General features: G+C 29.2%; 22 protein-coding genes and 1 pseudogene. 3 read left to right on the top strand and 20 right to left on the bottom strand.

Going from position 1 to position 26,513, the window contains the following annotated elements:
- Positions 1-25: 25 nt before the first annotated feature.
- From sigF to spoIIAA, 3 genes are read right to left on the bottom strand one after another with little or no spacing between them, the layout of a single operon-like run.
- The gene (gene sigF / locus M2651_RS09670) at positions 26-781 is read right to left on the bottom strand and encodes an RNA polymerase sporulation sigma factor SigF (RefSeq protein WP_252132154.1); all 756 of its coding nucleotides are present in this window, start codon (positions 779-781) and stop codon (positions 26-28) included.
- A 9-nt stretch (positions 782-790) separates the two neighbouring features.
- A complete protein-coding gene (spoIIAB, locus tag M2651_RS09665; RefSeq protein ID WP_252132153.1) occupies positions 791-1,219 on the bottom strand; it encodes an anti-sigma F factor in 429 nt (142 codons plus the stop codon).
- Positions 1,220-1,234: 15 nt separating this feature from the next.
- On the bottom strand, positions 1,235-1,570 hold the full coding sequence (gene spoIIAA, locus M2651_RS09660; protein WP_252132152.1) for an anti-sigma F factor antagonist: 336 nt from the start codon (positions 1,568-1,570) through the stop codon (positions 1,235-1,237).
- Between the two features lie 309 nt (positions 1,571-1,879).
- Here spoIIAA and speE point away from each other — a divergent pair, with 309 nt between their 5' ends.
- On the top strand, positions 1,880-2,707 hold the full coding sequence (gene speE / locus M2651_RS09655) for a polyamine aminopropyltransferase (RefSeq protein ID WP_252132151.1): 828 nt from the start codon (positions 1,880-1,882) through the stop codon (positions 2,705-2,707).
- Positions 2,708-2,806: 99 nt separating this feature from the next.
- The gene (gene iadA / locus M2651_RS09650) at positions 2,807-3,988 is read left to right on the top strand and encodes a beta-aspartyl-peptidase (protein ID WP_252132150.1); all 1,182 of its coding nucleotides are present in this window, start codon (positions 2,807-2,809) and stop codon (positions 3,986-3,988) included.
- Between the two features lie 2 nt (positions 3,989-3,990).
- Here iadA and M2651_RS09645 read toward each other — a convergent pair whose 3' ends face one another.
- Positions 3,991-5,739, bottom strand: a complete 1,749-nt coding sequence (locus M2651_RS09645; RefSeq protein ID WP_252132149.1) for an Eco57I restriction-modification methylase domain-containing protein — start codon at positions 5,737-5,739, stop codon at positions 3,991-3,993.
- Between the two features lie 73 nt (positions 5,740-5,812).
- Here M2651_RS09645 and pdaA point away from each other — a divergent pair, with 73 nt between their 5' ends.
- On the top strand, positions 5,813-6,766 hold the full coding sequence (gene pdaA / locus M2651_RS09640; RefSeq protein WP_252132148.1) for a delta-lactam-biosynthetic de-N-acetylase: 954 nt from the start codon (positions 5,813-5,815) through the stop codon (positions 6,764-6,766).
- A gap of 98 nt (positions 6,767-6,864) precedes the next feature.
- Here pdaA and M2651_RS09635 read toward each other — a convergent pair whose 3' ends face one another.
- From M2651_RS09635 to M2651_RS09560, 16 genes and pseudogenes are all read right to left on the bottom strand, one after another.
- Positions 6,865-7,500 (bottom strand): cyclodeaminase/cyclohydrolase family protein, encoded by a 636-nt coding sequence (locus M2651_RS09635; RefSeq protein WP_252132147.1) that lies wholly within the window; start codon positions 7,498-7,500, stop codon positions 6,865-6,867.
- 33 nt (positions 7,501-7,533) lie between these two features.
- Positions 7,534-8,190, bottom strand: coding sequence for a sugar transferase (locus M2651_RS09630; protein WP_252132146.1), 657 nt, complete (start codon positions 8,188-8,190; stop codon positions 7,534-7,536).
- Between the two features lie 27 nt (positions 8,191-8,217).
- Positions 8,218-9,270, bottom strand: coding sequence for a non-hydrolyzing UDP-N-acetylglucosamine 2-epimerase (gene wecB / locus M2651_RS09625; protein WP_252132145.1), 1,053 nt, complete (start codon positions 9,268-9,270; stop codon positions 8,218-8,220).
- A 14-nt stretch (positions 9,271-9,284) separates the two neighbouring features.
- Positions 9,285-10,025, bottom strand: a complete 741-nt coding sequence (locus tag M2651_RS09620; protein ID WP_252132144.1) for an acyltransferase — start codon at positions 10,023-10,025, stop codon at positions 9,285-9,287.
- Positions 10,026-10,057: 32 nt separating this feature from the next.
- Positions 10,058-11,263, bottom strand: a complete 1,206-nt coding sequence (locus M2651_RS09615) for an extracellular solute-binding protein (RefSeq protein ID WP_252132143.1) — start codon at positions 11,261-11,263, stop codon at positions 10,058-10,060.
- 55 nt (positions 11,264-11,318) lie between these two features.
- A complete protein-coding gene (gene murJ / locus M2651_RS09610; RefSeq protein ID WP_252132142.1) occupies positions 11,319-12,875 on the bottom strand; it encodes a murein biosynthesis integral membrane protein MurJ in 1,557 nt (518 codons plus the stop codon).
- Positions 12,876-12,978: 103 nt separating this feature from the next.
- Positions 12,979-14,379: an O-antigen polymerase gene (locus M2651_RS09605; protein WP_252132141.1), complete on the bottom strand. Its 1,401-nt coding sequence runs from the start codon at positions 14,377-14,379 to the stop codon at positions 12,979-12,981.
- 151 nt (positions 14,380-14,530) lie between these two features.
- Positions 14,531-15,535, bottom strand: coding sequence for a glycosyltransferase family 2 protein (locus tag M2651_RS09600; RefSeq protein WP_252132140.1), 1,005 nt, complete (start codon positions 15,533-15,535; stop codon positions 14,531-14,533).
- Between the two features lie 64 nt (positions 15,536-15,599).
- Entirely contained in the window at positions 15,600-16,712 is a 1,113-nt protein-coding gene (locus tag M2651_RS09595) for a glycosyltransferase (protein WP_252132139.1), read from the bottom strand.
- An 11-nt stretch (positions 16,713-16,723) separates the two neighbouring features.
- Positions 16,724-17,236: pseudogene (locus tag M2651_RS09590) on the bottom strand (glycosyltransferase); the annotation flags it as partial.
- A 17-nt stretch (positions 17,237-17,253) separates the two neighbouring features.
- Positions 17,254-17,913, bottom strand: a complete 660-nt coding sequence (locus M2651_RS09585; RefSeq protein ID WP_252132137.1) for a glycosyltransferase — start codon at positions 17,911-17,913, stop codon at positions 17,254-17,256.
- A 79-nt stretch (positions 17,914-17,992) separates the two neighbouring features.
- Positions 17,993-19,084 carry a Gfo/Idh/MocA family protein gene (locus tag M2651_RS09580; protein ID WP_252132136.1) on the bottom strand — a complete coding sequence of 364 codons (1,092 nt, stop codon included), beginning with the start codon at positions 19,082-19,084 and terminating at the stop codon, positions 17,993-17,995.
- A gap of 65 nt (positions 19,085-19,149) precedes the next feature.
- Positions 19,150-20,466, bottom strand: a complete 1,317-nt coding sequence (locus M2651_RS09575; protein WP_252132135.1) for a nucleotide sugar dehydrogenase — start codon at positions 20,464-20,466, stop codon at positions 19,150-19,152.
- Positions 20,467-20,502: 36 nt separating this feature from the next.
- The gene (locus tag M2651_RS09570; RefSeq protein WP_252132134.1) at positions 20,503-22,341 is read right to left on the bottom strand and encodes a polysaccharide biosynthesis protein; all 1,839 of its coding nucleotides are present in this window, start codon (positions 22,339-22,341) and stop codon (positions 20,503-20,505) included.
- Between the two features lie 160 nt (positions 22,342-22,501).
- Positions 22,502-24,685 (bottom strand): SpoIID/LytB domain-containing protein, encoded by a 2,184-nt coding sequence (locus M2651_RS09565; RefSeq protein WP_252132133.1) that lies wholly within the window; start codon positions 24,683-24,685, stop codon positions 22,502-22,504.
- Positions 24,686-24,821: 136 nt separating this feature from the next.
- Positions 24,822-26,345 (bottom strand): N-acetylmuramoyl-L-alanine amidase, encoded by a 1,524-nt coding sequence (locus M2651_RS09560; RefSeq protein ID WP_252132132.1) that lies wholly within the window; start codon positions 26,343-26,345, stop codon positions 24,822-24,824.
- Positions 26,346-26,513: the final 168 nt, after the last annotated feature.

Raw genomic sequence — 26,513 nt, 5'->3', positions numbered from 1 at the left:
AAATAGGATACAAAAATAATGCATCCTATCCACTTAATCTTTCTTTCATTATTTTTAATACTTTTTTCTCAATTCTGGATACTTGTACTTGGCTTATTCCAAGCATCTTAGCTACTTGCACCTGAGTTTTATCCTTAAAATATCTAAGCATAATTATCTGTCTGGATTTTGTATCTAAATTGCTTAGTGCCTCCTTTAATGCAATTTTATCAACTATTTCTCCATCTTCTTCACAGTTTTCACTAAGCTTATCTATTAGAAGTACTGGAGAACCATCATCTTGATGAATTGTATCATATAAATATTGAAGATTACTCGCAGATTCTAAAGCAAATAATATTTCTTCAGTATTTACTCCAGAGTACTCTGCTAATTCTTCAATTGTTGGATCTCTGTCAAGCTTTTTTGTCAGAGCTTCTTTATCATAATGAAGCTTTCTTGCTATATTTTTTACACTTCTGCTAACTTTAATTATACCGTCATCTCTTATAAATCTTTTTATTTCTCCCATAATCATAGGAACAGCATAGGTAGAGAACTTAACATTAAAACTTGGATCAAAATTATTTACAGCCTTAACTAATCCCATAGAGCCTATTTGAAAAATATCCTCATATTCATAACCTCTATTTAAAAACTTTTTACTTACAGCTGAAACAAGAGGTAAATTAAGCTGAATGAGTTTGTTTAATGCATCTTTATCCCCTTCTCTGGCCATTTTAATAAGCTCTAAATTATCTTCATAGTTATAGTCTTGTTTTTTTAGAATTTCTTCATCCATACTCTTCACCTAACTTAAAGATTTAAAAACTTTTTTCATTGTTATGCTGGTTCCCTTACCCTTTTCCGATGTTACCTCTAAACTATCCATAAAAGTTTCCATAACTGTAAATCCCATTCCTGATCTCTCTAAATCTGGTCTTGAAGTATAAAGAGGCTGCATAGCAAGTTCAATATCATCTATGCCTACTCCTTCATCACTTACAGTAATAGTAAGTTCATTATCTTTAATCCTTGCTTCAATCTTAACTATACCCTCTTTTCCTCCATAACCATGTATTATTGCATTAGTAACAGCTTCAGACACAGCAGTTTTAACATCAGTAATCTCTTCTATTGTTGGATCTAATTGTGAAACAAAAGCCGCTACAGCAACTCTTGCAAAACCTTCATTTTGTGATTTGCTTTGAAATTCTATTTTTATCATGTTATCGTACATCTTTATCCCCCCACATTAAATGCTCTTTAATGCTTGTTCTACATTATCATAAAGCTTTATAATTTTAAACATACCAGATAAGTCGAACACTCTCTTAACAGAATTATTTACATTAGTTATACATACTTCTCCTTTTTTTAAAGAAATCTTTTTATATCGTCCAATAACTACACCTATGCCTGAACTATCCATGAATGTAACGTTAGTAAAATCCATTATAAGCTTGTTTACTGTATCCCTATCCAACCTGTCATCTATTTTACTTCTTACTTCCTCTGCACTATGATGATCTAATTCTCCCATCATATATACTATAAGCTTTTCATCTTCTTTCTGAAACTTTAAATACATCTGTATCCCCCTAACTTCGCAATATTATTTAATTTAATTTGATGAAGATAAAAAGTAAATTTTTACCCTATATTAATATTCTATATATTACATTATTTTCCTGCCAAAATCAAAAATTTTATACATACTTTAATATTTTTCCCATATTATTATTATTTTATACTTATTGCAATATTTTTTATATAAAGATAAAATTTTATTTATTCTTTATCAATAGAAGTATTGCCCATATAAAAAATGATTGTTATAATTATCTATGTTTACAAAGGAAAAATAAATTAGGGAATACATACAAGGAGGTTTTACCATATGGATATGTGGCTCAAAGAAGCTCAAATTAGCGATGCTGCAATGACATATAAAATAAAAGAAACTTTAGTAAGGAAACAAACTAAATATCAAGATCTAGCCGTATTAGATACTGAAGCTTTCGGCAGAATGTTAGTACTTGACGGCATAGTTCAAACTACCATAAAAGATGAATTTGTTTATCATGAAATGATAAGTCATATTCCTTTATTCACTCATCCAAATCCTAAAAAAGTATTGGTTGTTGGTGGCGGAGATGGCGGTGCAATTAGAGAAATACTAAAGCATCCTTCTGTGGAGAAGGCAGTGCTCTGTGAAATAGATGAATGCGTTATTGAGGAATGCAAAAAATATCTTCCTGAAATAAGCTGCGAACTGGACAATCCAAGATGCGAGGTTTTTGTAGGAGACGGTATAAAATATGTTCATGAACATAAAAATGAATTTGATGTAATAATAGTTGATTCTACTGACCCCTTTGGAGCTGCTGAAGGCTTATTTGGAGGAAGCTTCTATAAAGAAATTTATGAATGCCTAACTGAAGATGGAATATTTATAGCTCAAACAGAAACTCCATTTTATCTTCCTCAAGTAGTACAAAAAGTATTTAATGATGCTAAAGCTGTATTTCCAATTACAAAAATGTTTATGGCAGCTATTCCTACATATCCTGGAGGCTTCTGGAGCTTTACTATAGGCTCTAAAAAATATGATCCAGAAAATGCGAATTTATCAAATAGAATAGATTTTGAAACTAAATATTATACCAAAAAACTCCATAAAGCTTGCTTTACTCTTCCAAAATATGTTGAAGATTTAATAAAATAAACTAATGAATAAACCTCCAAAATAGTAAAACACTAATAACGTTACTATTTTGGAGGTTTTAAAAAATTATATTGATATCTTCTAGGAGGATTAATAAATATGTTAAAGTTAATAAAAAATGGACTTATATATACACCCGATTTTATAGGAAAAAAAGATATATTAATATGTAATGATAAAATCGCAAAAATAGCTGACTATATACCTATACCGCCAAAAGATTTCTATGATGTTGAAGTTATTGATGCTTCGAACCAAATAGTTACTCCTGGATTTATCGATTTGCATGTACATCTTACAGGCGGCGGAGGTGAAGGAGGATATACTACAAGAACTCCTGAAATTCAGCTTTCACAAATAACAACCTTTGGAGTTACTACCGTTGTAGGCTGTCTAGGTACTGACGGCACAACCCGTTCATTAAACAGTCTACTTGCAAAGTCTCGAGCATTAGAGGAAGAAGGCATTAATACTCTCATATGGACTGGATGTTACCAGTTTCCTACCAGAACTATAACTGAAAGCTCAAGAGATGACATAATACTTATTGACAAAATAATTGGAGTTGGAGAAATTGCTATCTCTGACCATAGGGGAAGCAAACCATTAAAAGAAGATATTGAACGTTTGGCTTTAGATTGCAGAGTAGCTGGACTTCTTTCTGGAAAATGCGGTATTTTACACATACATGTAGGGGATGATAAGGAAGGTTTATATCCTCTTCTGGAAATAATTAATTCATATCCTCTCCTAGCACAAAATATGCTACCAACTCATATTAATAGAAACATGCCTCTCTTATATCAAGGTATGAAATATATTAAAACTGGCGGTTATTTAGATTTAACATCAGGAATATCAAAAACAGAATATGATTCAATACCTGTTGACGCTTCTTATGCTTTTAAATATTTGATTGATAATGGCTGCCCAATAGAAAACATAACTATGAGCTCTGACAGCAATGGAAGCATGCCTGTATTTGATGAAAATGGCAGATTAACAAGCATATCCATAGGCTCCATGGAAAGTAATATAATAGAGTTTAGAAAGATGGTTAACTGCTATAATATCCCTATAGAAAAAGCCTTACATCCTCTAACAAAAAATCCATCAAAGATATTAAAGCTTAACTACTTAGGCAGCTTAGAGATAGATAAACAAGCTGATATTTTAATCATGAATAATGATTTAACTATAAATTATGTTCTATGTAAAGGTAAAACACTAGTTCAGCATGGAAGTCCAGTAAAATTTGGGACTTTTGAAAAAATAAACTAAGTTTAATGTTCTACATACTTTTTCATGGTTTCTATCTCTGAATCTTCTAACTGAAAAAAGTCATATAAAAATACATCCACATCACCATTTAAATCTGTAATATTAGGTATACAAAGTTTCATTAAATTATTGGGATAATATTCATATAAATCTTCTCCTAGTTTTTTTGCGAAGGTTTTAAAATAATATTCATATACCTTGCTGTTTAGAATTTTTAATAAATATTCATAGGAAAATGGGATATGTTCCTTTAAAATTAAACAATAAACATCCGCACTAAAATAACTTCCTTTATCTAAAGAAAATCTACTTTTATTTGACTTGAAGGGGAAAACTATTTTTTCTCCTTCAAAGATATTTTTATTTCTGCCCCATTGAAGCATGTACCATTTTCTTATTCCATTTTTACATTCCCTTCTCTGCACAAGCTTCTCCTTAAACCTTGCAATATGTTCCATACATTTAGGATATTTATATTCATCTGATATTAAATCTGAATAAATAATATAACTGTCAGCTCTTTGAACCTTTTCTTTATGAATATAGCTGCTCTTTATCCAAGGTTTAATAATATCCTGCTCTAAGCATTCTTGTATAATTGTATTTCTGTCTACTACAAAAGCCTTATCGCAACCAGTAATAATCCCTTGAAAACTATCACATATATTTCCTAAGCTAGTGAAGCATTTTTTTTCTATTTTATTAATTATGTTTCTCTCTTTTTCATCTCTTAGTATCCAACCTTTATCGTTTAAATTAGCTTTATTTATTGCAAAAAGATTAAAATCTTGTCCTATTTTTTCAAAAACTGCACTATAGAAATATTTATTCTTACTTACATTAGGTTTTATAACTTGTATAATATCACTCTTTCTATCAAGAGTTAAAAATATTATAACTGGATCTATGCCTACATTTTTAAATGGTCTAATACCATAAAAGTCTATGATTCTGTCAATTGAACAAAATTCTTTTAAAGTCTTTCTAAGCTCTTCTCCACTAAGAGATTCAAGAAAATATCTGGATGTTATAAAAGTTAGTTTGCCTCCTTTATTTAATTTATTTAATGCTGCTTTAAAAAAGCAGTAAGACAAGTCTCCCTTGTCTTTAAAAATTTGTCTATACTTCAATTTTATGACTGTGGAATAATTTTTATCAATTGTTTTATGTCCAATATATGGAGGATTTCCAATAAAAACATCAAATTTTTCTATTCCCTCATCAAGAAGAAAATCAGCATTAAAAAAGTTTTGTACTTTTATATACTTACTAATATTAAATAAATCAATTAATAAAATTTTTACAGCTGACTCATCTATATCAAAGCCAAATAAATTGTTTTCAATTATATGTTTTTCTATATCTTCTTCTTTTAAGTTGATATTATGTAATTTGTTAATTTTTTCTAAATTGTTTTTATATATATTTTTTAAATGAAGAAAACATGGAATTATTAAATTTCCACATCCACAAGATGGATCCGCAATCCTGATAAAAGGATTTTGAATTATGTTTTCATCTTTTATTGTATTTTCAACTATATAATTTGCAATTTCTATTGGAGTATAAATTACTCCGTTATTTTTTTTATTTTGTACCATATTAAAATAAAATTCACCAAAACTCTCATTTTTGCCAACATTTAATTTTGTCTTGTAATTATTTATTGCAGTAAGTTTGTACATAATATCTATAGGCTGTAGAATTATATCGTAAAGTTTACCTATATTTTCCATAAAAATTTCAACCATTTTAGCATTCTCCATCTTATAATTAGCATTAATCTCATATAAAGTATATCATAAGAAATGGAGGCGGTAAAATATGAATAAAAAAATAATGTCTTTACTATTAGTAATTCCTTTGTCCTTAATTGCTTACAGTGAAAAGCAGACTAAAGGTGTTGCAGCGTCCATTGAAAATACAAAAACATCAGCTAGTTTAAAAATTAAAGAAAGAATAAAACTTAAAGAAACACCTAAAATAAAAAATGAGGAAAAGAAAAAAAATATTGTACCTAGAGAAGTTATATCTGATAAAAATATGCACAAGCATATAAAGGTATATAATACAAATTTAAATACTTCAGAAAAAAATTGGTTTTATGAGCCTAAAAAAGACGGAACACCTTCTGGAGAACCTCCCGAAGTGGTAGAAATGCTAAAAAAATATTCTGGATATTATCTTGGAGATACTTCTAAAAAAGTTTTATATTTAACCTTTGATGAAGGCTATGAGAGAGGATATACAGCTAAAATATTAGATGTCCTAAAAAACAATAATGTTAAAGCAGCCTTTTTTGTAACTACTGATTATATAAATGGAAATAAAGAATTAATAAAAAGAATGGTGGAGGAAGGACACCTTGTTTGTAACCACTCTGACAGTCATCCTTCCATGGCTAAGACTGCTCTAAAAGGTAAAGAAAAATTCAATCAGGAATTTACACTTACAGAAAAAGCCTTTGAACAGGTTACAGGAACTAAAATGCCAAAATTCTTCAGACCACCTATGGGAAAATATAGTGAACTTTCTATGAGCTACACTCAAGCTTTAGGCTATAAAACTATATTCTGGAGCTTTGCTTATAAAGATTGGATACCAGAACAGCAGCCTTCTCATGAATATGCGAAAAAAATTATAATGGAAAGAACACATAATGGTGCAATAATACTTTTACATGCAGTTTCTAAAACAAATGCAGATATAATGGATTCGATTCTTAAAGAATGGAAAAATAAAGGTTATGAGTTTAAAACTTTAAACGATTTGCCGTAAATTAACATATACTTAAATAATATGGACATAGTTTTTAAGTATGTCCATATTATTTTACTATTAATATATTATTTATAGTGTTTATTAAAACACAATATTTATAACTTAGATTCTACTATTTTCATTATATTATCTCTAAGTTTTATCCCCTCTTCAATAAGATATTTACAACGTTCTTGTAAATTTTTTTTGTATTTTTCATCCTTTATTCCCGATAAATTTATTTTAACATTTAAAACTGCACTTTCTAAAGAAGCCTGTAAAAGAAGTGCTGCCACACCACTGTCAGAAATTACATTCTTATTTCCATATTTTGCAGAAAACTCTATGCTTTTATATATTGCAAAAGCTTTTTCTGCTAAATTTAAAGGTACTTCAAGTGCTTTTATATAACCTTCATCTATTTTCTTCTGCCTATGATTCTTTTCTTCTTCAGTATTTTTAGGCAGCTTAAAAGCTGACATAAATTCTCCAAATGCCTCTGCATCCTTTTCCATTAAATTTATAAATTCGTCTGTATATGAATTTAATGTTTCTAAGCTGCTTAAAATCTCAGTCTTAAGTTCATCATTATAATCATCATAAACCTTTTTTCCAACGGTTAAATTAAAAACCATAGATCCTAAAGCACTTGCTAATGCCGCAGTTAAAGCAGCTGCACCACCTCCTCCTGGAGTTGGAGAGCTTGAGGCTAATTCTTCCATAAAGGTTTTAATGGATTTATTTTGAAGCATACTCTTTCACCACTTTCATATAACTTAGAAAATTTAAAAAGCTCCTTCTTTTTTTACTACATTTATAAAGGTCTTAAATATAATTTTTATATCCAACCATATAGAAAAATTTTTAATATAAGTTAAATCATAATAAATTGTTTTACCAAGCTCTATTTCCCCTCTTCCACTGATTTGAGCAAGCCCCGTAATTCCTGGCAAAACCAGCAATCTTTGTCTGTAATTTTGTGGATAGAGCTTAACTACTTCTGGTATTTCAGGTCTAGGTCCTACTAAACTCATATTTCCAATAAGTACATTAAACAATTGAGGAATTTCATCTAAACTGCTTTCTCTTAAAAAAGCACCTACTTTTGTTATTCTATTGTCACTCTTACTCTGAAAAACAAAATTTTCAATATCATCAACATTTATTTCTAACTTTCTTTTGCTTTCAGCGTTTACTACCATTGTTCTGAATTTATAAATAGTAAAGTTTTTACCATCTTTACCTACTCTTATTTGTTTAAATATAGCTGGTCCTTTTGAATCAAGCTTAATAGCAACAATAATTGCCACATAAATAGGTAATAACAAAATTATTCCAATTGAAGCCAATACTATATCTATAAATCTTTTTAATATAAACTGCATCTTTTTTGTTTCAATATCATCTTTTATATTAATATAAATACTATTACTGCTTTGCATTTAATCCTCCTGTAACAATATTTTTTCTTACTCACTAATTATATTAACAATTTTTTCAGCAGCAGTTCCATCTCCAAATATATTCTCCTGCTCCATTGTTGGTACAAAATTTAATATTCCATCTAGAATTTTCTGCTTGTCTGTACCTGCAATTATATTCCAACCATTTTCTACAGTTTCTATCCATTCTGTTTCATCTCTCATTGTAACACACGGTTTCTGCATAAAGAAAGCCTCTTTTTGAACACCACCACTATCCGTTACTATCTTTTTAGAATGCATTTCTAATGCAATCATATCTAAATAGCCTATAGGCTCTATTACTGTAACATTATGAGAAAAATAAAGTCCATAATCTTGAATATATTTTTTAGTTCTGGGGTGAAGCGGTAAAACTATATGAACCTCACTTTCATTTAAAGCCTCAATAATATTCTTAAGTCTATTTATATTATTAGTATTTTCTGCTCTATGTATAGTAGTAAGTATATATTCTCCTTTAGATAGCTCAAGTTTATCAATAATAGAGGACTTCTTCTCTGCAACTTTTTTAAAATGAAGTATTCCATCATACATTACATCCCCTATATTGTATACTCCCTCAGTTATTCCTTCAAGTTTCAAATTCTTCTCTGCTGAAACTGTAGGCACAAACAAATACTTTGAAATATGATCTGTAAGTATTCTATTTTGTTCCTCTGGCATTGCCTTATTAAAACTTCTTAAACCAGCTTCTACGTGAGCTACTGGAATTAGCAGTTTGCTTCCACAAAGAGCACCTGCTAAAGTAGAATTTGTATCCCCATATACTAAAATTAAATCTGGCTTTTCAGAAGTATAAATCTCTTCGAGTTTTATCAACATGCTTCCAGTTTGAAAGCCATGACCACCTGAACCTACAGAAAGATTATAATCAGGTTTAGGAATACCCAACTCATCAAAGAATACTTTTGACATATTTTCATCATAATGCTGCCCTGTGTGCACAAGGATTTCATTATGTTTTTTTCTTATAACATTAGAAACTGCTGCAGCTTTTATAAATTGGGGCCTAGCTCCAATAACAGTTAATATCTTCATATTAATTTCTCCTCTCACTGATTAATTAATAACTGATCTTCAGGTACTCTCTTTATTACCTTCGCTGGATTTCCAGCAACAATTACTTCTTTTTCAACATCTTTAGTAACAACACTTCCTGCTGCTATAAAACCATCTTCATTTATAACCTTTCCTGGCAAAATAGTTGCTTGAGCTCCAATTCTTCCACCCTTTTTAACTGTTACACCTTTAAAATGTTTATATCTCTCTTTTGACCTTGCTGCGAAATTATCGTTTGAAGTTACTACTCCAGGAGCTATAAAAACATAATCTTCAACCTCTGAATAAGCAGTTAAATATGCATTTGTTTCTAGCTTGCAATTAGAACCAATCTTACAGAAATTCTCAATAGCTACACCTCTCCCTATGATTGTCTTTTCTCCAATAATAACATTTTCTCTTATAGTAGCCAAATCAGCAACTAAAGTACTATCTCCAACTTCACATCCACAATAAATTATAACACCAGCTCCTATTAAACATTTATCTTTTATATTTGCAGGTAGAAAATCTTTTTCATCTTTAAAAATACTGTTTACGGCTCTCATTGGCTGTTTTCCAATTACAGTATTATCATCAATTCGTACATTGCATCCTATTTTTGTACCCTTGTGTATTACTACATTATTTCCTATAATACAATTATCTCCTATAACCACCTCATCTTCAATTACTGAAAAATGTCCAATAGTTACGTTTATTCCTATATTACTTTTACTAGAAACGTAATTCATTTTTTATTCCTCCAATGCAAACTTTAAAAATACTACTCTATTTTTGTATGATCTTGTTTTATTATTTCTAACTTAATTGCATTAGTTATCAGATTGCCAAATAATTCAGGATCTACACTTTCATTTGTAACCAAATGCAAATACTCACTAGCTTTTAATAATCCATGCATGTCTTGTCTATTAATAGTTAAACTGCTATTTTGAGCTTGCTTTGAAAAACCGCCGAAAATTGGATCATTAATAATTGATTCCTTATTTAACTCATCTAACATAACTGGTAATTTATTTTCTTTTTTATCCATTATTAGTAAATTGTTAGAAACTAAATATTTAATTAAATTCCATGATTCCTCTTTATATTTTGATAAAGAACTTACAAAAGCAACTTGAGTAATTACTATTGACTTAGTTTCTTTATTATTGATTTTAGGCAAAGGAACAACACCAAAATTTAATTTTGCCTTTTTAAACCCCTCTATATCCCACATTTCTCCTATGTATAATCCAACATCACCATTTTTAAAACTATCTTTAGCGTCATTAATATTAAACTTTGTATCATTTGGCATAAATTTATACCTTTGAATCATATCCCTTAATAATTTAATTCCCTTAATTGCTCCTTCATTAGCTAAATTTAAATTATCAACTGCTGATTTATTTTCTAAATCATCAAAAATCTCTGCCCCAAATGCATCTAAAAATGAATAGCTATAGTAAATATTGTTAATATCATATTGAAATCCTACTTTTTTTGCTGATTCTAAAAGTTCATCCAATGTAGTCGGTGGAGTTTTAACTTTATCCTTATTAAAATATAAAGCATAAGTGGTCATAGAAATAGGTACTCCAAAAGTCTTTTTATCAAATGTAACTGAATTTAGAGCTGCCTTTGCATAGTTTTCCTCTTTAATAATATCACTTGGAGCTTCGTCAACTAAATTTTCTTTATAAAGAGTTCCTAAATTTTCCTGCTTTACTCCAAACACAATATCTGGTTCTTTATTAGCCTTAACAGCCTGAAGATAAGTATATACATCTCCTTTATCACTATATACCCTGACGTTAATTCCCGTGAATTTAGTCCACTGTTTTACAGATTTTTCAAGGTTGCGTGTTTCAGTATCGCTCAAATGTGACCAAATAATAATTTCTTTTTTATTATTTGAAAATTTACAACTTGATAACAAAAAAACAAAAACTATTGCTAAAACTAAAACTTTTTTAAATTTTTCCATATTGTAAATCCACTTCTCTTTCTTATAACAAAATATATTTTATTATAGTCTTATATTATTGTTTCTCTTTTATTAACAATATTTTGCTTTTAATATTTTTAAAGTATAATATAAACTCCTGTTCTCTTAAAATTAAGAGAATAATTCCATAAACAAATATCCCTAAAAATATTGATAATGCAACTATAAATAAATCAGCTTTTAATCCTGTTATATTATTTGAAATATAAATTCTTAAAATATTTATCACTGTTCCCATAACAATTGAAGCAAGTAGTATTTTACCAAGACTTTTTAAAGTACCAGATAAATTAATACTACCAATTTTTTTTCTTAAACGATAAATAAGTAATATCGATGTAACTATTGCTGATATAGAGGTAGATAAAGTAAGTCCCCCTATTCCCATAATATTAACTAAAGTAATGTTTAAAATTATATTTATTATTACTCCAAAAATACCATTTATCATTGGAGTTCTAGTATCCTGAAGAGCGTAAAAAGCTCTATTGCCTACATCTCTAATTGAATAAAAAATCATTCCTATAACTAAGTATAATAGTGCAGTAGATGTCATATTTACTGCTCTATCATCAAAAGAACCATGTTTAAATAATATATTAATAATAGGTATCCTTAAAACAAGCATACCAACAGAGCAAGGAATCATTAATAAATTTATGCTATTAAATGCTTTTATTAAATACTGCTTAAACTGATTCAAATTTTCAGAAGCTCCTTCTCTAGAAAGCGAAGGATAAATAACAGTAATAATAGCCTGTGCAAATGTAAAATAAACCATATAATTTACTTTATTAGCATAATCTAACGCCGTAATACTACCTTGAGCCAGTCCTGATGCCATTATTCTATTTACAATAGAATTAATTTTTTCTACTCCTATACCTATCAGTATTGGAGATATTAAATAAAGCATTTTTTTTATTCGTGAATCGTGTAAGTTTATATAAAATTTATATTTATATCTGTTCCTAATAAGCCATGGCAAGTATACTAATATTTGAATAGCATTACCTAAGATTGTAACAATTGTCAATTCTACAATATTATGAGATTTACCAAAAATTATATAAAATATTATAGGTATATTCATAACAATTCCTACAATTGCTGGCGATACGAATTCATCTAAAGCCTGCACTACAGCTGTTAGTCCACTATTTAAGCTTAAAAACAATATATTAATTATACTTAGCTTAGTAAGTTGAACTGTTAAATTATATGTAACCTCATTAAATTTAGGTGCTAACATTTTTACAATTATTGGAGCAAAAAGCCACCCAAGTATGGATGCAAATATAGTAATAATAATTAATATATTTAATATGGAATTAGCTAAATTAAACATCTCTTTTTTACCTTTTTTTATATAACTTTCACTAAGAATAGGTATAAAAGTAGTTGTAATAGTCAAACCAAATAACTCAAAAAACATATAAGGTATTGTTAATGACATAGTATAAGCATCTGTTTGATAAGAAGCTCCAAATGAACTAGCTATTAATGCATCTCTGACAAATCCAATTAATTTACTTATTATAGTAATTATCATGAGTATTCCTGCTATTTTACTAAGTTTAGACTTTGTCATATTTTCCTCCAAAACTTTAACCGCACAACAACTCAAATTTTAGTACCAAATTAATAAAGGTAAAATTTATTATGTTGAGTTGTACTATTTTACTATTTATTATCTAATTACGATTTAAAAATTTTTTCATTATATTTATAATTTTAATTTTAAAATTATTTAACATAAATCCCAGTTTTAAATTTAAGCTTATAAGACCTTGATTACTTGTACATATTTCATTAGGTATAAAATATGCTAAAAAAATTCCTACTGCTAATCCTCCAGTAATAATAGTAGTTAATAAAGGTCCATTAAACAACGTAATAATTCCACCAAATAAGCAGCTTGAAACTAAGTATTTATCTTTGTTTTGAATAGCCTTTATTACAATTAGTATTAAATATAAAATGACTGCAAAAACAATCACTCCAATAAATCCAAAGTTTGCATATGCATCAGCATACCAAGTTGTGTTAGCCCTCATAAGAGGTTTATTGTAATAAAGCTTAGATATTAAAAAGGGAGGCTCAATGTTATATACATCTGGTATAAATGGTACAAATGAACTATAAGATAGACGTGGCTTTGGATACATATAGAAAAAGTCATAATATTCAAACGCAATTAAAGCCGGCCACAAAAATATTCTTAACACACTAAGAAGATAAATCATTAAAAAATCCAAAAATCCAGCAATAGTACCAACTGCTGCCCCTAAAATAAACATTATACTTACAAATTTTTTTGAAAGCCCTATACTTATTACCGCTCCAAACAGTGGCGCCAAAAAAAATACTAAAAATAAGCTTTTATATGAAGTATATATATATAATACTAATTGAAGTATAAACAAAGTAAAAGATTTTTTATACTCCTTTTTCCTTAAAGCATATGCAAAAATAAAAGGATTGACAGCGTTGCCTAACCACTGAACAAAATAATCTACTATTCTGTTTGAGTTTTTTCTATAATTTAATCTAATTTCATATACATCGGTAAAAGATTTAAGTATGTTTTTAGGTATACCTAACTTATAAATAATATAACTATAACCTGCAATGAGTATTATAATTATTCCAAACCAAAATATATGTTTATTAATATTAGTATTCCTAATTTTTAATATATCTATTTTCAAAAGCAAAGCTCCGACCATACATAAAAAAGACACCAGATATATAAACATTATAATATTTTTACTTTCACCAATACCATTAAATATATAAACTACAATCATTGGTATAATGGTCATAAAAATAAAAAAATACCAATAAAGAGTTGGAAACTCATCAAGATTATTCGGTATTAATTTTATGTATGCAATTAAAACAATAAAAAATAATGGCATCATTTGCACTATTCTTAATCCAATGCCTTCAACATAATAAAAATTATAAAATTGATAATACTTATTAGCAGTAATAAACCCTAGACATAATATTATAAAAAAAACAATATAATAAATAGATTGATCCCATACTTTTCTAAAATCTAAAAAGGATTTAAATCTATTACATATCATAAATATCCTCCTCAATCTATGATAAAACACATAAAAGTATTATATCACATAAAATTAAATTATTACAAATATTAAATCCCATAAAAAACCTGTAGCAAATGAATTAATACATATTTGCTACAGTTATAAATATTTATTGAATAAGTAAATATTAAAATTTTAACAATTTTGCAATAATACTTAATATACTTCCAAATCCATATGATAAGTGAAGGGTTGGAAATGCAGGTATCATCGCTACAAATAAAATAAAGTCCTTTCTCTTTATAACCCCTTCACGAAAAGCCGTTATAAAAATCATTACTAAATACATTGAAATCATTAAATAAAATAACAAATTACTTATAAAAGGCAAAGTAAGCAAAGCTAAAACAAAAAATGTTGGTACAAGTCTACGGAAAGATGGCACAATTTTATGCTTTAGACAAAAACGATTTGCCCAATATCCATATCTATAGTATTGGAGCCATAATGTTTTAAAGTCTTTCCTCGAAAAATAGTTAAGCACTATTTTAGGATTCATTACAACTCTATATCCTAATCTTCTGGCTCTATAGTTAAAATCATAATCTTCATCATAAAGCAATTCCTCATCATATCCCCCAACTTTTTCCCATAATTCTTTTGTAAAAGCTCCAAAAGGTACTGTATCCACATCCAATAGTTCTTCTAATTCTCCTTTAAAGGTTCTATATAAAGCATTCCCAACTCCTATTGGATTACCTACAGCTATAGAAATTCCTTTAGCAATCTTTGTATCATCACCTTGATTTATAATACATCTTCCACCGACTATTCCATTAAATTTAATTTTAGTCAAGGCAGACATACACTCATCTATATAATTTAAAGGAATAAATGTATGTCCATCTACTCTGATAATTATATCATTACTTACATTTTCACATGCCATATTCAATGAAGTAGGTATGCATCTCTTTGGATTATTTAAAACAATAATTTTACGATTTTCAGGTAAATTTGTACTTACCTTATGAATTATTTGTAATGTCATATCAGATGAATTACCATCCACTATTACTATTTCTATATCTCCCTGCCATGTTTGGTTTATGATACGATTAAGTGTATTATATATATATTTTTCTTCATTATAAATTGGGATTATTACACTTACATTATTTTGACTTCTCATCTATCAAGCACCCACTCTTTGTAAAATAACCATTTTTACTCACACATTTTATTAACCATATATACTAGTTTGCATATATAGCTTCTAACTTCTTATCGTTTGCTTCCCAAACATAATCTCCTTTAATTCTTCTCATATTATTTACAATAAACTCTCTCTTAGTTTTATTTTCAACTAATTCCGAAATAATTTTTTCTAACTCTTTACTCAATGAAGTTTCATCAATACTATAGCCTATATTATTTTTTATCACTTCTTTACCAAATTCTGTTTCCTTATTAGCAATTATAGGGGTTTCAGTAATTATACTTTCATAAAATTTATTAGGCATAGATATTGAAGATACATCTCCAGGATAAAAAGCATATGTTATATCTATATTTTTATACAACTCTTCTAACTGATCCATTGAAAAAGCTCCTGTAATTTCTACATTCTTATAATTAGAACTATAGCTTATCAATTCATCCAGTGCAACTCCTCTACCAGATATAATTATCTCAACTTTATCCTTAAATTTTTGCGAAACATCTATCAGTACCTTAAGTTCCTCCAAATATCTAACAGACCCTATATAACCAATTCTTAATTTATTACTGTGTGTCTTATTAATATCTCTAAAGATAGCACTTAATGGAGCATTATTAATAATAGTAATATTATTTGATGAATTTGAATATAATCTCGCCATCTCTGGAGTAACAACTATGTGATTATCTACTCTTTTCAGCATTATTTTTTCACTATATTTTATAAAATTACAGATAAATTTATTTATAATACCTTTCCTATTTAAAAAATAAGTATAAAACAAATCATGTTCATCATAAACTAATTTTATTTTCATATTTTTACAAATAGTATAACCTATGAAAAATCCATCAAAATCATGACAATGTAAAGCATCAAAATTATTTTTTCTAATATAATTTGAAACTTCATTTCTAAACTTCCAAAACTTTAAAGCCTGTTTATAACCTGAACCATATTTAGAATTAGCAAAAAATCTAACAATTTTAATTCCATCTAAAATTTGTATAGCTGAATCTTTATACTTTGATTCCCTATCCCAACATAAAATTGTAACATTATGTCCTAACTTAACTAAAGATAAAGCCTCTTTATATACTCGTGGATCAGGATCAAATCCATTAGTTAATATCATCCCTATATTCAAAAATCATCACCTCATAGATCATGGGATTTTAAATTGAGTACCTCTTTATAAACATCTATTAATTTTTCTGTAATAATTTTATCACTAAAATTATCAACTGCATATTTTCGTATCAAACATGGATCATATAAATCATAATTTTTATATAAATCTACTAACGCCTTGGACAATTGACTTACATTGCCTGGATTAAATAATATTCCAACATCAGACCTTACTATGTCAACAGGTCCACCTGAATTTGTTGATATAATTGGCGTACCAGAAGATAGTGACTCTATTAAAACAACCCCAAAAGTCTCATAATAACTAGGCAAAACAAGAACATTAGAATTCCAAAGCTGTTCTCTAACCTGTTCTCTATTCAGGCTGCCAAGAAACTCTACTTGTCTTTTTATATTTAATTCACAAGCTAAATTTTCTAATTGTCTTCTATATTTTCCGTCTCCGCCGATTTTTAAAACAAACTTATCATTTCCTTTATAAGCTTTAGCAAAAGCTCTTATCAAAATATCTGCGCCTTTATGTGGATGTAAAAGGGCTACAAATAAATAAGTAAATTTTTCTTTGCATTTTTTTTCTTAAAGTAAAAAAAATCAGTATTAATTGCATTCGGAATAACCACTATATTTTTTCCCTTATCATAATGCTGAAGTATTTTAGCAAAGGGACTGCTAACTGCAATCAATTTTTTAGCATCAATAAATGATTTTTGAATATATGGCACTTGCCAGTCTTTAATAAGACCATTTGCAAAATTAGAATGATGCTCTGTTATAATGTAAGGTATATTATATTCCTTTGATAATAATAAAGCCGTATACCCTCCCCATAACGTACTATGTGCATGAATAATATCTGGTTTACCATTTATTTCTATATATTTTTTGACTAGTCTTTTTGTTTCATAAACCCATTGTATTGCTTGGAGTTTCGGCATCTTTGGAAACATATTCCAACTATGCAATCTAAATGTCATTACTGAGTCTTCTAATTCCTTTGTTATGTGAAAATGGTTATTTAACAAATTTTTTATACTAAAATTTGTCAAACCTCTAGTTTCTGGGTACACTATTCCTGCCTTAACCCCTGCTCTTCTAAGCGCTTGAACCTGTTCCTTAAAAAAAATCCCACTTAATGGCATACTACTGATAGGGTACCATGATGGCAATATTAAAATGTGTAGTTGTTTTTTAATCATAGTAAGCTAGTCCCTTCATAAAATAAACAAAATAATTATGTCCATATATTATTATTATGGTATTATCAATAGCAACCTATTATATATTTTTCATATCTAAAGTAGAAAATCTCTCTAGCGGAAACTTAACTGGACTTCCAGTAATTCTAGATTTATAAGCAGCTAATATTATAGATACGCTTTTTTTACCTTCCTCTCCATTTATTAACGGTTCTCTATTTTCTTTAACAGCATTTATCATATCCTTAAACAAAGGAGCATGCCCAAATCCATAAACTGTATCAGGATCTCCTTCCTGATTACTTAAAATTTCTTCTTCATTTTCTACATTATCTTCGAATCTCCAAGTTTCTATTTTATTTACTGCAAGGCCACCTATGCAAACTGTCCCTTTTTCACCAAAAATACTTAAAGTTTCTTCTAAATTTTTAGGAAATACACAGGCACTTCCCTCAACTATACCAATAGAACCATTTTTAAATCTAATCAAAATTGCACCAAAATCTTCCGCTTCAATATTTCTAATAAAAGTATCACTCATTGAAAAAACTGTGTCAACTTCTCCCCCCATCATCCATTGTAGTAAATCTATATTATGTATGCATTGATTCATAAGCGTACCGCCATCAAGCTCCCAAGTTCCTCTCCAAGGTGCTTGTTTGTAATAATTCATATTCCTGTTCCAAAGAATTCTAGCAGTTCCATTGATTAATTTACCAAATCTATTAGCTTCAATAGCAGCTCTTAATTTCCTAATAGACATGTTAAATCTATTCTGATGACTTACACAGAGCTTCACACCATTTTTATTAGCACATTCTATCATCTTGTCCGCATCTTCAATTGAAAGTGCCATTGGCTTTTCTACGATTACATGCTTTCCTTTATTCATGCAGTATATAGCTATTTCTGGGTGATAACCGCTTTCTGTAGCTATAGTTACCACATCAATCTCTTCCTTACGTATCATTTCTTTATAGTCTGTGTAAACATTGACTTTAATTTCATTATTCATTTTAGTTTCATAATCATTTTTCTTTGCTGCTGCATTTTCTTCTATAACATCACAAACTGCTGCAAGTACAGCTTCTTCTTTATTTTTTACAAGTGCTTCTACATGCTTATATGATATTCTTCCACATCCGATAATTGCAAATTTTAATTTTTTCATAAATTCTTGCACCACCTCTTTAGTACTATAACAGGATAAACCATATAGTCTATCCTGTTAAGCTGTTATAATTTATTTATTTTTTCTCTATTATTTTTTACATCCTTAGTAGCATTTCTAGTGTCATATAAAAGTTTAGCTCTCTCTACAATTTCTTCATACTCATAACAGCTGTGATTTGTAGTTATAATAACAATATCTGCATCATCAATAACTTCTTTCCAATCAACTGATACATATTCTTTTTTATTATGATTAAATCTAGGAATATATGGATCATTATAAATTACTTCAGCACCATTTTTTTCCAAATGCTCAATAACCTTTAACGTTGGAGATTCTCTCATATCGTCAATGTCATTTTTATAAGCTGCCCCTAAAAGTAAAACCTTTGAACCATTCATAGGTTTCTTATGTGAGTTAAGTAGCTTCATAGCATTTTCTACTACAAACTCAGGCATATAATCATTAATTTCTCCTGAAGTTTCAATTAATCTTGTATGGTAATCATATTCCTTTGCCTTCCATGATAAATAAAATGGATCTAATGGAATGCAATGTCCTCCAAGGCCAGGACCAGGATAGAATGCCATAAATCCATAAGGCTTTGTTTTTGCTGCTTCTATCACTTCCCAAATATCTATACCCATTTTTTTGCATAAAATAGCCATTTCATTAGCCAATGCAATATTTATATTTCTAAAGGTGTTTTCTAATATTTTTTCCATTTCAGCTACTGCTGGAGAAGATACTTCCATAACATCACTTTCAAGCACACTTCTATAAAGCATTGCTGCCACTTCTGTACAATCTGATGTACATCCTCCTACTACTTTAGGAGTATTCTTAGTTTTAAACTGTTTGTTACCTGGGTCTACTCTTTCTGGTGAAAAGGCTAAGAAAAAGTCTTTCCCACATTTTAATCCGCTTTCCTCAAGTATTGGTTTAAGCACTTCCTCAGTTGTGCCTGGATAAGTTGTGCTTTCTAAAACAACTAACATACCTCTATGAAGATATTTTGCTATACTTTTAGAAGAATTTACTACATAGGATAAATCTGGTTGTTTGTATTTATCCAGTGGTGTTGGAACACAAATAGAAACTGCATCTACATCAGCTACGAAACTAAAATCTGTTGTAGCTTTTAGTTTTCCTGAATTTACAATCTCTTTTAAATCCTCGTCTACTATATCTCCAATATAATTATGCCCCTCATTAACCATTTCAACCTTTTGAGACTGAACGTCAAAACCAATAACATCATAGCCTGCCTTTGCTTTCTCTACTGCAAGAGGAAGACCAACATAGCCTAGTCCAACTACCCCAAGTTTTGCAGTTCTGTTTTTTAACTTTAGCATAAGTTCTTCTTTAAGTTGTAACACAATAAATTACCTCCCAAATGTTTCTATTTTAATACATTACTTTTTTCTTTTATAGGTTGGTACTTTCTTTTCAATTAAAGCAAATACTTCTTCATCGCTTTTATATACTATTTCTTTGAACTCTTCTATTGACTTTTCTAAAAATTCTATCTCATACTCAATAGGTTTTTCTACAAAAATTTTATTATGCTCTGTAGAAGTAAGAGCTATTTCATCCATAAGAAGCTCTTCATATAACTTTTCTCCAGGCCTTAATCCAGTATACTTTATTTTAATATCCACATCAGGCCTTAATCCACATAATGCTATTAAATCCTTAGCTAAATCTGCAATTTTTACAGGTTCTCCCATATCCAGTACAAATATTTCTCCACCCTTAGCCATGGCGCCAGCCTGAATAACAAGCTGTGAAGCCTCTGGTATAGTCATGAAAAACCTAGTTATATCAGGATGTGTCACTGTTACTGGTCCGCCATGAGCTATCTGCTTTTTAAATAATGGAATAACACTGCCATTGCTTCCAAGAACATTACCAAATCTTACTGCCACATATTCGGTATTGCTGTTTTTGTCTAATGTTTGAATCATAATTTCACAAAATCTCTTGGAAGCACCCATTATATTAGTTGGATTTACAGCTTTATCAGTGCTTATAAGAACAAACTTTTCAACATTAAACATATCACTGCATGTAGCCACATTATAGGTTCCAAGAATATTATTTTTTACAACTTCTTGCGGATTTTCCTCCATAAGCGGCACATGCTTATGTGCTGCAGCATGGAAAACTACATTTGGCTTACATGAAGAGAATATGCTTTTAATTCTCTCCATATCCCTAATTGAAGCAATCACAACCTTCAAATTTAGCTGAGGGTATAAATATTTAAGCTCCATCTGAAGATCATAAGCATTGTTTTCATATATATCTAATATAATGAGCTGCTTTGGATTAAATCTTGCAATTTGTCTGCAAAGCTCAGATCCAATAGAACCTCCGCCTCCAGTAACTAAAACAACTTTATCTTTTATATATTTATTAATATTTTCATCATTTAACTTTACTGGTTCTCTACCAAGTAAATCTTCAATTTTCACATCTCTGATTTTACTAATGTTAACTTTACCATCTAAAATTTCGTATATACCTGGTACAGTTTTCAATTTACACTTTGTCTGCTTGCAAACATTAAGTATTTCTTTTTGTTTTTGAAAACTTGCAGAAGGAATTGACAATATTATTTCGTCAATATTATTTTTCTTGCAAATTGAAACTATGTCTTTTGTTCCACCTAAAATTTTTACATCATTTATTGTTTTTCCTATTTTAGAATTGTCATCATCCACTAGACCTACTATATCATAATTTAATTCTTTATGTTTTTTTATTTCTTTAATTAACATTGCACCTGCATCCCCTGCTCCAACTATTAATAGTCTAATTGCTTTATTATTTTTTTCATCATTTTTCTGCATTTCTTCTTTTATTCTATAAATAAATCTTGTACCACCAAGTGTCACAGTACATAAAATCCAAAATATTATATGTACTGTAAAGGGAAATCTAAAGTACTGATTTTCTAATACTCTATAATTTATAAAATAGCTATATATTATAAATACAATATTAGATAAAGTTAAAGAATAAACAATTGAAATAACTGCTTCTATAGAAGCATACTTCCAAATATGTTTATACAAATTAAAAATGTTATTAAACACAACAGTAATTACTACTACAGGAATAATATTAAGTTTAAAAAACAAAATATATTCAGAAGGTATATAAAAGTCAAACTTTAATAGCAAAGCTACATAAAGAGAAATAACTACAAGTATAGAGTCAGATATTAAAAATCTTTTATATTTCTGCACCTTATCACTTCCTCAGCTCAATCATAAAACACTATTTATTCTACATAAATCATTGTACATCATTTCTAAAAATATTCAATGTTTTTTTGTTTTTGCATATTTATAATAAAACACACATAAAAATACCCACCTGCATTTATAAAGTGGGCATTTTAAAAATTTACTTTAAATTGGTTAGGTAATTTACTACTTTATCACTAACCGCACCAGATTTACCCAAAACAACTAAATTAGGATAACTGCCATTATAATTTATAACTCTTAAATATTTTTCTGCATCACTCATATTAGAATCATCAACTAATATAATAGGTGAACCATTCATAGCTGCATATACGCTGCCAGATAAAGCATCAGGATAATTTTTTCCTGTAGCCAGCACAACTTCTTCTGTGTCAGGAATAAAAGTACTGCTTATTAATCTGCTAGTTTCGTATCTATTAACTCCCCCGATTCTAATTACTCTGCTGTCACCAGCATTAAGTATCTGCTTGATCTTATTTTTAACAGAATCTGATACAACACCTGTTTCACCAACTATATAAACTTTTTCTGGATTTCGAGATTTTATAAAATTTTCAACTTGTGTACTTAAGTTATCCTTGTTTGTTAATAGTATTGGCCATCCTCTTAGTGCAGCAATAGATGATATGCTTAAAGCATCTGGAAAATCATTCTCTGTTGCAATTACAACAGGAGTATTTCCGCTGCTCACATTTGAAGCAACCTGAAGAGCAGTTTCTTGTCTGTTTATTCCACCTAACCTTATTATATTGCTGCTACTAAAGCCCATACTAGTTAAAGTACTAACATACTGTGGAGAAATTACTCCCTCTCCGCCTAACAGGTAAATAGTGCCTGATTTTGAAAGATGAGAACTAATATAATTTAGGGCTTCTTTACTATCCTCTGAACTTGGATATTGATCCACTAATAAAATAGGTCCTCCAACTTTTTTAGCTAGCACTGCACCAGATAAGGCATCCGGAAAATCTTTCCCTGTGGCAAGTACCACTGCATTAACTTGTCCACTATTTACTTTTTCAGCTATCATTCTTGAGGTAGAGTATCTGTTTTCACCGCCAATTCGCTGTTTAAATCGTGCTATATAGGCATTTGTAAATGCATTTTCAAGCAAAGTATTTCTATAATAAAAATTAAGTATGCTTGTATAATTCTGATTTGCATTTGCTCTTCCGTATGCACCCCATTGACTCATACCAACTCCATGTCCCCAGCCACTTCCATTAAAAGTATATTCAACATCAGTTTGAGTTACAGGATCCTTAACAGCATTTACTGAATACATTGCACTATTTAAGCCAAATAAAGTTCTAACTTTGTCTTTATTTACAGTTACAGCTTGTTCTACATCATTATTATCTAAATAAATTAATCTTAATTCGCTTATTCTGCCGCTTACATATTTTTTTATATTTTCTATATCAATCCTGACAAATTGCTTTATATTTAAATTGGGGTATTCTTGTTTTAGTATTTCATCTATTCTAGCTACAGTTAAACTTGCACTCCAACTGCGTCTCGGATTAGATTCATTAAGATCAAAAGGATCTGCCTCATCTACAAAATATGGATAATTTGTACTCCACACATTTCCGCTTTTTTCTGTAAATCCGCCATTGCTAGACGAAAAAAGTGCACTAATAGGACTACCATTATATGTAAGTACAATACCCTGAGTTTCATCAACTGCTTTATTAGCATTTGAAGCAGAAGTTACAATTCCTCTGTAAACCTGAGAGTAGACATCATCCCTCAAATCATACCCTGAGCTTGAATAGCTCCCTTTATTAGCTATTCCATAAGTTCTTGCTGCAATTGCTTGAGCTTTTAGAGCCTCTATAGGAAAACTATTATCCATTTCAAAAGGCAGTACACCCTTTACATAATCTTCAATTTTTAAAGTATTAATTGGAATAAAAAAACTACCATTATTTTTAAAAGTAATACTTCCAGGAAAATTTCTTGTATATGTGTTTTTTACAAATCTAATGAACGATCCTAATACGGTTGGTTTAATTGTAATATTGTTATTTGTCTGCAATAACAACGAATTATTTTCATAAAGTTTAAATATAGAATCTGCTATATCAATCTTGTAGCTTTTTCCAGATTTCAAAATAATATTTTCATTCTGAACAAAATAATCATTCGTTACAGTAAAATCTAAAGATGTTACATTTCCCATAGAAGTAAATCCTACAGAAATACCTTGAGCATATCTGTCCGAGGATACAGAAGCTTGTCCTCTAATTTGAAAAGCAAACAATATCACAGGAATTAATAATACTGCTATTAATTTACGTATTTTTCTACTAACCACAAAAATATCCCTCCTTAGTTGAATTATAGCATCTCAATATAACTAAATAAAGTTATATTAAGTATTTAAATGCAGAGCTTTATATAAAATCAGCTAAAAAACAGAGAATTTGTCAATTCTCTGTTTAATTTTACTGTTATTTTTGTAGATAACTTAGTACTGATCTTCCAATTGCTTCTGCACATTTATTTTGGAAATCGTCGCTTGCCAAGAGTCTTTCTTCTTTTTCATTACTTATAAATGCAAGTTCAGCTAATACAGCAGGAATATTGTTGTTTCTTAACACATAGTAATTTGCTGTTTTTACCCCTCTATCTGTTAAACCTGTTGCATTAATAAGTTCTTTTTGTATTAATTGAGCTAACTTCTCTGATTCTGTACCTCTGGCATAAACAAAGGTTTCAGTTCCATTTGCAGAAGAATTTGTATAACTATTACTATGAATACTTATAAATATATCTGCATTTGAATCTTTTGCAATATTAACTCTAGCTTCTAAATCTGAGGTATCTTGATAAACAGGAACGATGTCTGTTTCTCTAGTATATACTACATCAATTTCATTTCTTTTTAAAATATCCCCTAACTTTAAAGCTACAGATAAAGTTACATCCTTTTCCTTAAGTCCAAGTACAGTTCCAATTGCTCCCGGATCATTCCCCCCATGCCCTGCATCAACAACTATTCTATAATTGCTCTTAACAATACTTTTATATGAAGCACTTGCAACTACAGCTTCTCCGCCTAAAGCAATTACAGAGTTTTTATCTGGTAGTTTTGCCTTAATTAAATCGGAAGTAGATTGAATAATTCCACCATCTACTAACACTAAAGGAGAAAATCCTTTTCCTGCCAATGCTGAACCAGCTAAGGCATCTGGAAAATTCTTTCCTGTAGCCACAAATATAGAATTAAAATTGAGAACATCTTTAAACTTATTTATTACAGAATAGTTTGTCTCGTACCTGTTATTACCAGCTAATCTTTCAGGAGCTGGTACTGAAGACTCAACACTTGCTCCTATAACCCCTGTACCTCCAATTAAATAGGTTTTAGTTACATTAATCTTATTTAAATACTCTTTTACTCCATTAGGTAGAACATTTTTTTCAGAAAGTAGTATTGGCATACCTTCACTTGCAGCTATAGGAGAAATGGATAATGCATCAGCAAAATCCCCCCCAGTTGTTATAACAGCTTTACCTGTAGAAGATAATTGCTCTGCTATTAATATAGAAGTTTCATATCTATCTTTTCCACCAAGTCTAGTTACGCCTATATTCATACTCTTTAATTTATTTTCCACATTAACGGATATTACACCTTGTCCACCAATTAAAAATACATTCTTCACTTGAAGTCTTTTTAATTCATTTTCAACTGCACTATCTAAACTATCTTTACCTACTAACAGTATTGGGGCATTATATTTCTTTGCCAAAGGTGCGGCACATAGAGCATCTGGAAAATCTTGTCCTGTTGCAAGTACAGCATATTCTGATGTTTGCCAGCCGTAACTGGATACTTTAACTGCGGTTTCATATCTGTTTAATCCACCTAATCTCTGAGTTAAAGTTGCAGCAGAAACATTATATGTAAAAAGTAATGAAATAGATAAGGTACTTAAAGCTACACATATAAACTTTTGCAATTTATTCAATACCGACACCTTCCCTTAAAAAATTATCTAAAAAACTCTAACACTGATTTTTATGTAAAATTTTGCACTAATTTAATTATATTTAAAAAAACATTAAATTTCAATGTAATTACTATAAATAACTTTCTTTTAAAAATTAAAGTCTGTTAATAAAGTAATTTACTAACA

Source organism: Clostridium caldaquaticum (assembly GCF_023806125.1).
GTDB classification, from domain to species: domain Bacteria; phylum Bacillota; class Clostridia; order Clostridiales; family Clostridiaceae; genus Clostridium_AT; species Clostridium_AT caldaquaticum.
The sequence above is the reverse complement of the archived record's forward strand: the minus strand, read 5'-3'. Positions and strand labels throughout refer to the sequence as shown.

What these genes read in the sequence shown, in the direction of transcription:
- sigF (WP_252132154.1), bottom strand. Translation starts at nt 781, where the DNA reads ATGGATGAAGAAATTCTAAAAAAACAAGACTATAACTATGAAGATAAT.
- spoIIAB (WP_252132153.1), bottom strand. Translation starts at nt 1,219, where the DNA reads ATGTACGATAACATGATAAAAATAGAATTTCAAAGCAAATCACAAAAT.
- spoIIAA (WP_252132152.1), bottom strand. Translation starts at nt 1,570, where the DNA reads ATGTATTTAAAGTTTCAGAAAGAAGATGAAAAGCTTATAGTATATATG.
- speE (WP_252132151.1), top strand. Translation starts at nt 1,880, where the DNA reads ATGGATATGTGGCTCAAAGAAGCTCAAATTAGCGATGCTGCAATGACA.
- iadA (WP_252132150.1), top strand. Translation starts at nt 2,807, where the DNA reads ATGTTAAAGTTAATAAAAAATGGACTTATATATACACCCGATTTTATA.
- M2651_RS09645 (WP_252132149.1), bottom strand. Translation starts at nt 5,739, where the DNA reads ATGGTTGAAATTTTTATGGAAAATATAGGTAAACTTTACGATATAATT.
- pdaA (WP_252132148.1), top strand. Translation starts at nt 5,813, where the DNA reads ATGAATAAAAAAATAATGTCTTTACTATTAGTAATTCCTTTGTCCTTA.
- M2651_RS09635 (WP_252132147.1), bottom strand. Translation starts at nt 7,500, where the DNA reads ATGCTTCAAAATAAATCCATTAAAACCTTTATGGAAGAATTAGCCTCA.
- M2651_RS09630 (WP_252132146.1), bottom strand. Translation starts at nt 8,190, where the DNA reads ATGCAAAGCAGTAATAGTATTTATATTAATATAAAAGATGATATTGAA.
- wecB (WP_252132145.1), bottom strand. Translation starts at nt 9,270, where the DNA reads ATGAAGATATTAACTGTTATTGGAGCTAGGCCCCAATTTATAAAAGCT.
- M2651_RS09620 (WP_252132144.1), bottom strand. Translation starts at nt 10,025, where the DNA reads ATGAATTACGTTTCTAGTAAAAGTAATATAGGAATAAACGTAACTATT.
- M2651_RS09615 (WP_252132143.1), bottom strand. Translation starts at nt 11,263, where the DNA reads ATGGAAAAATTTAAAAAAGTTTTAGTTTTAGCAATAGTTTTTGTTTTT.
- murJ (WP_252132142.1), bottom strand. Translation starts at nt 12,875, where the DNA reads ATGACAAAGTCTAAACTTAGTAAAATAGCAGGAATACTCATGATAATT.
- M2651_RS09605 (WP_252132141.1), bottom strand. Translation starts at nt 14,379, where the DNA reads ATGATATGTAATAGATTTAAATCCTTTTTAGATTTTAGAAAAGTATGG.
- M2651_RS09600 (WP_252132140.1), bottom strand. Translation starts at nt 15,535, where the DNA reads ATGAGAAGTCAAAATAATGTAAGTGTAATAATCCCAATTTATAATGAA.
- M2651_RS09585 (WP_252132137.1), bottom strand. Translation starts at nt 17,913, where the DNA reads ATGATTAAAAAACAACTACACATTTTAATATTGCCATCATGGTACCCT.
- M2651_RS09580 (WP_252132136.1), bottom strand. Translation starts at nt 19,084, where the DNA reads ATGAAAAAATTAAAATTTGCAATTATCGGATGTGGAAGAATATCATAT.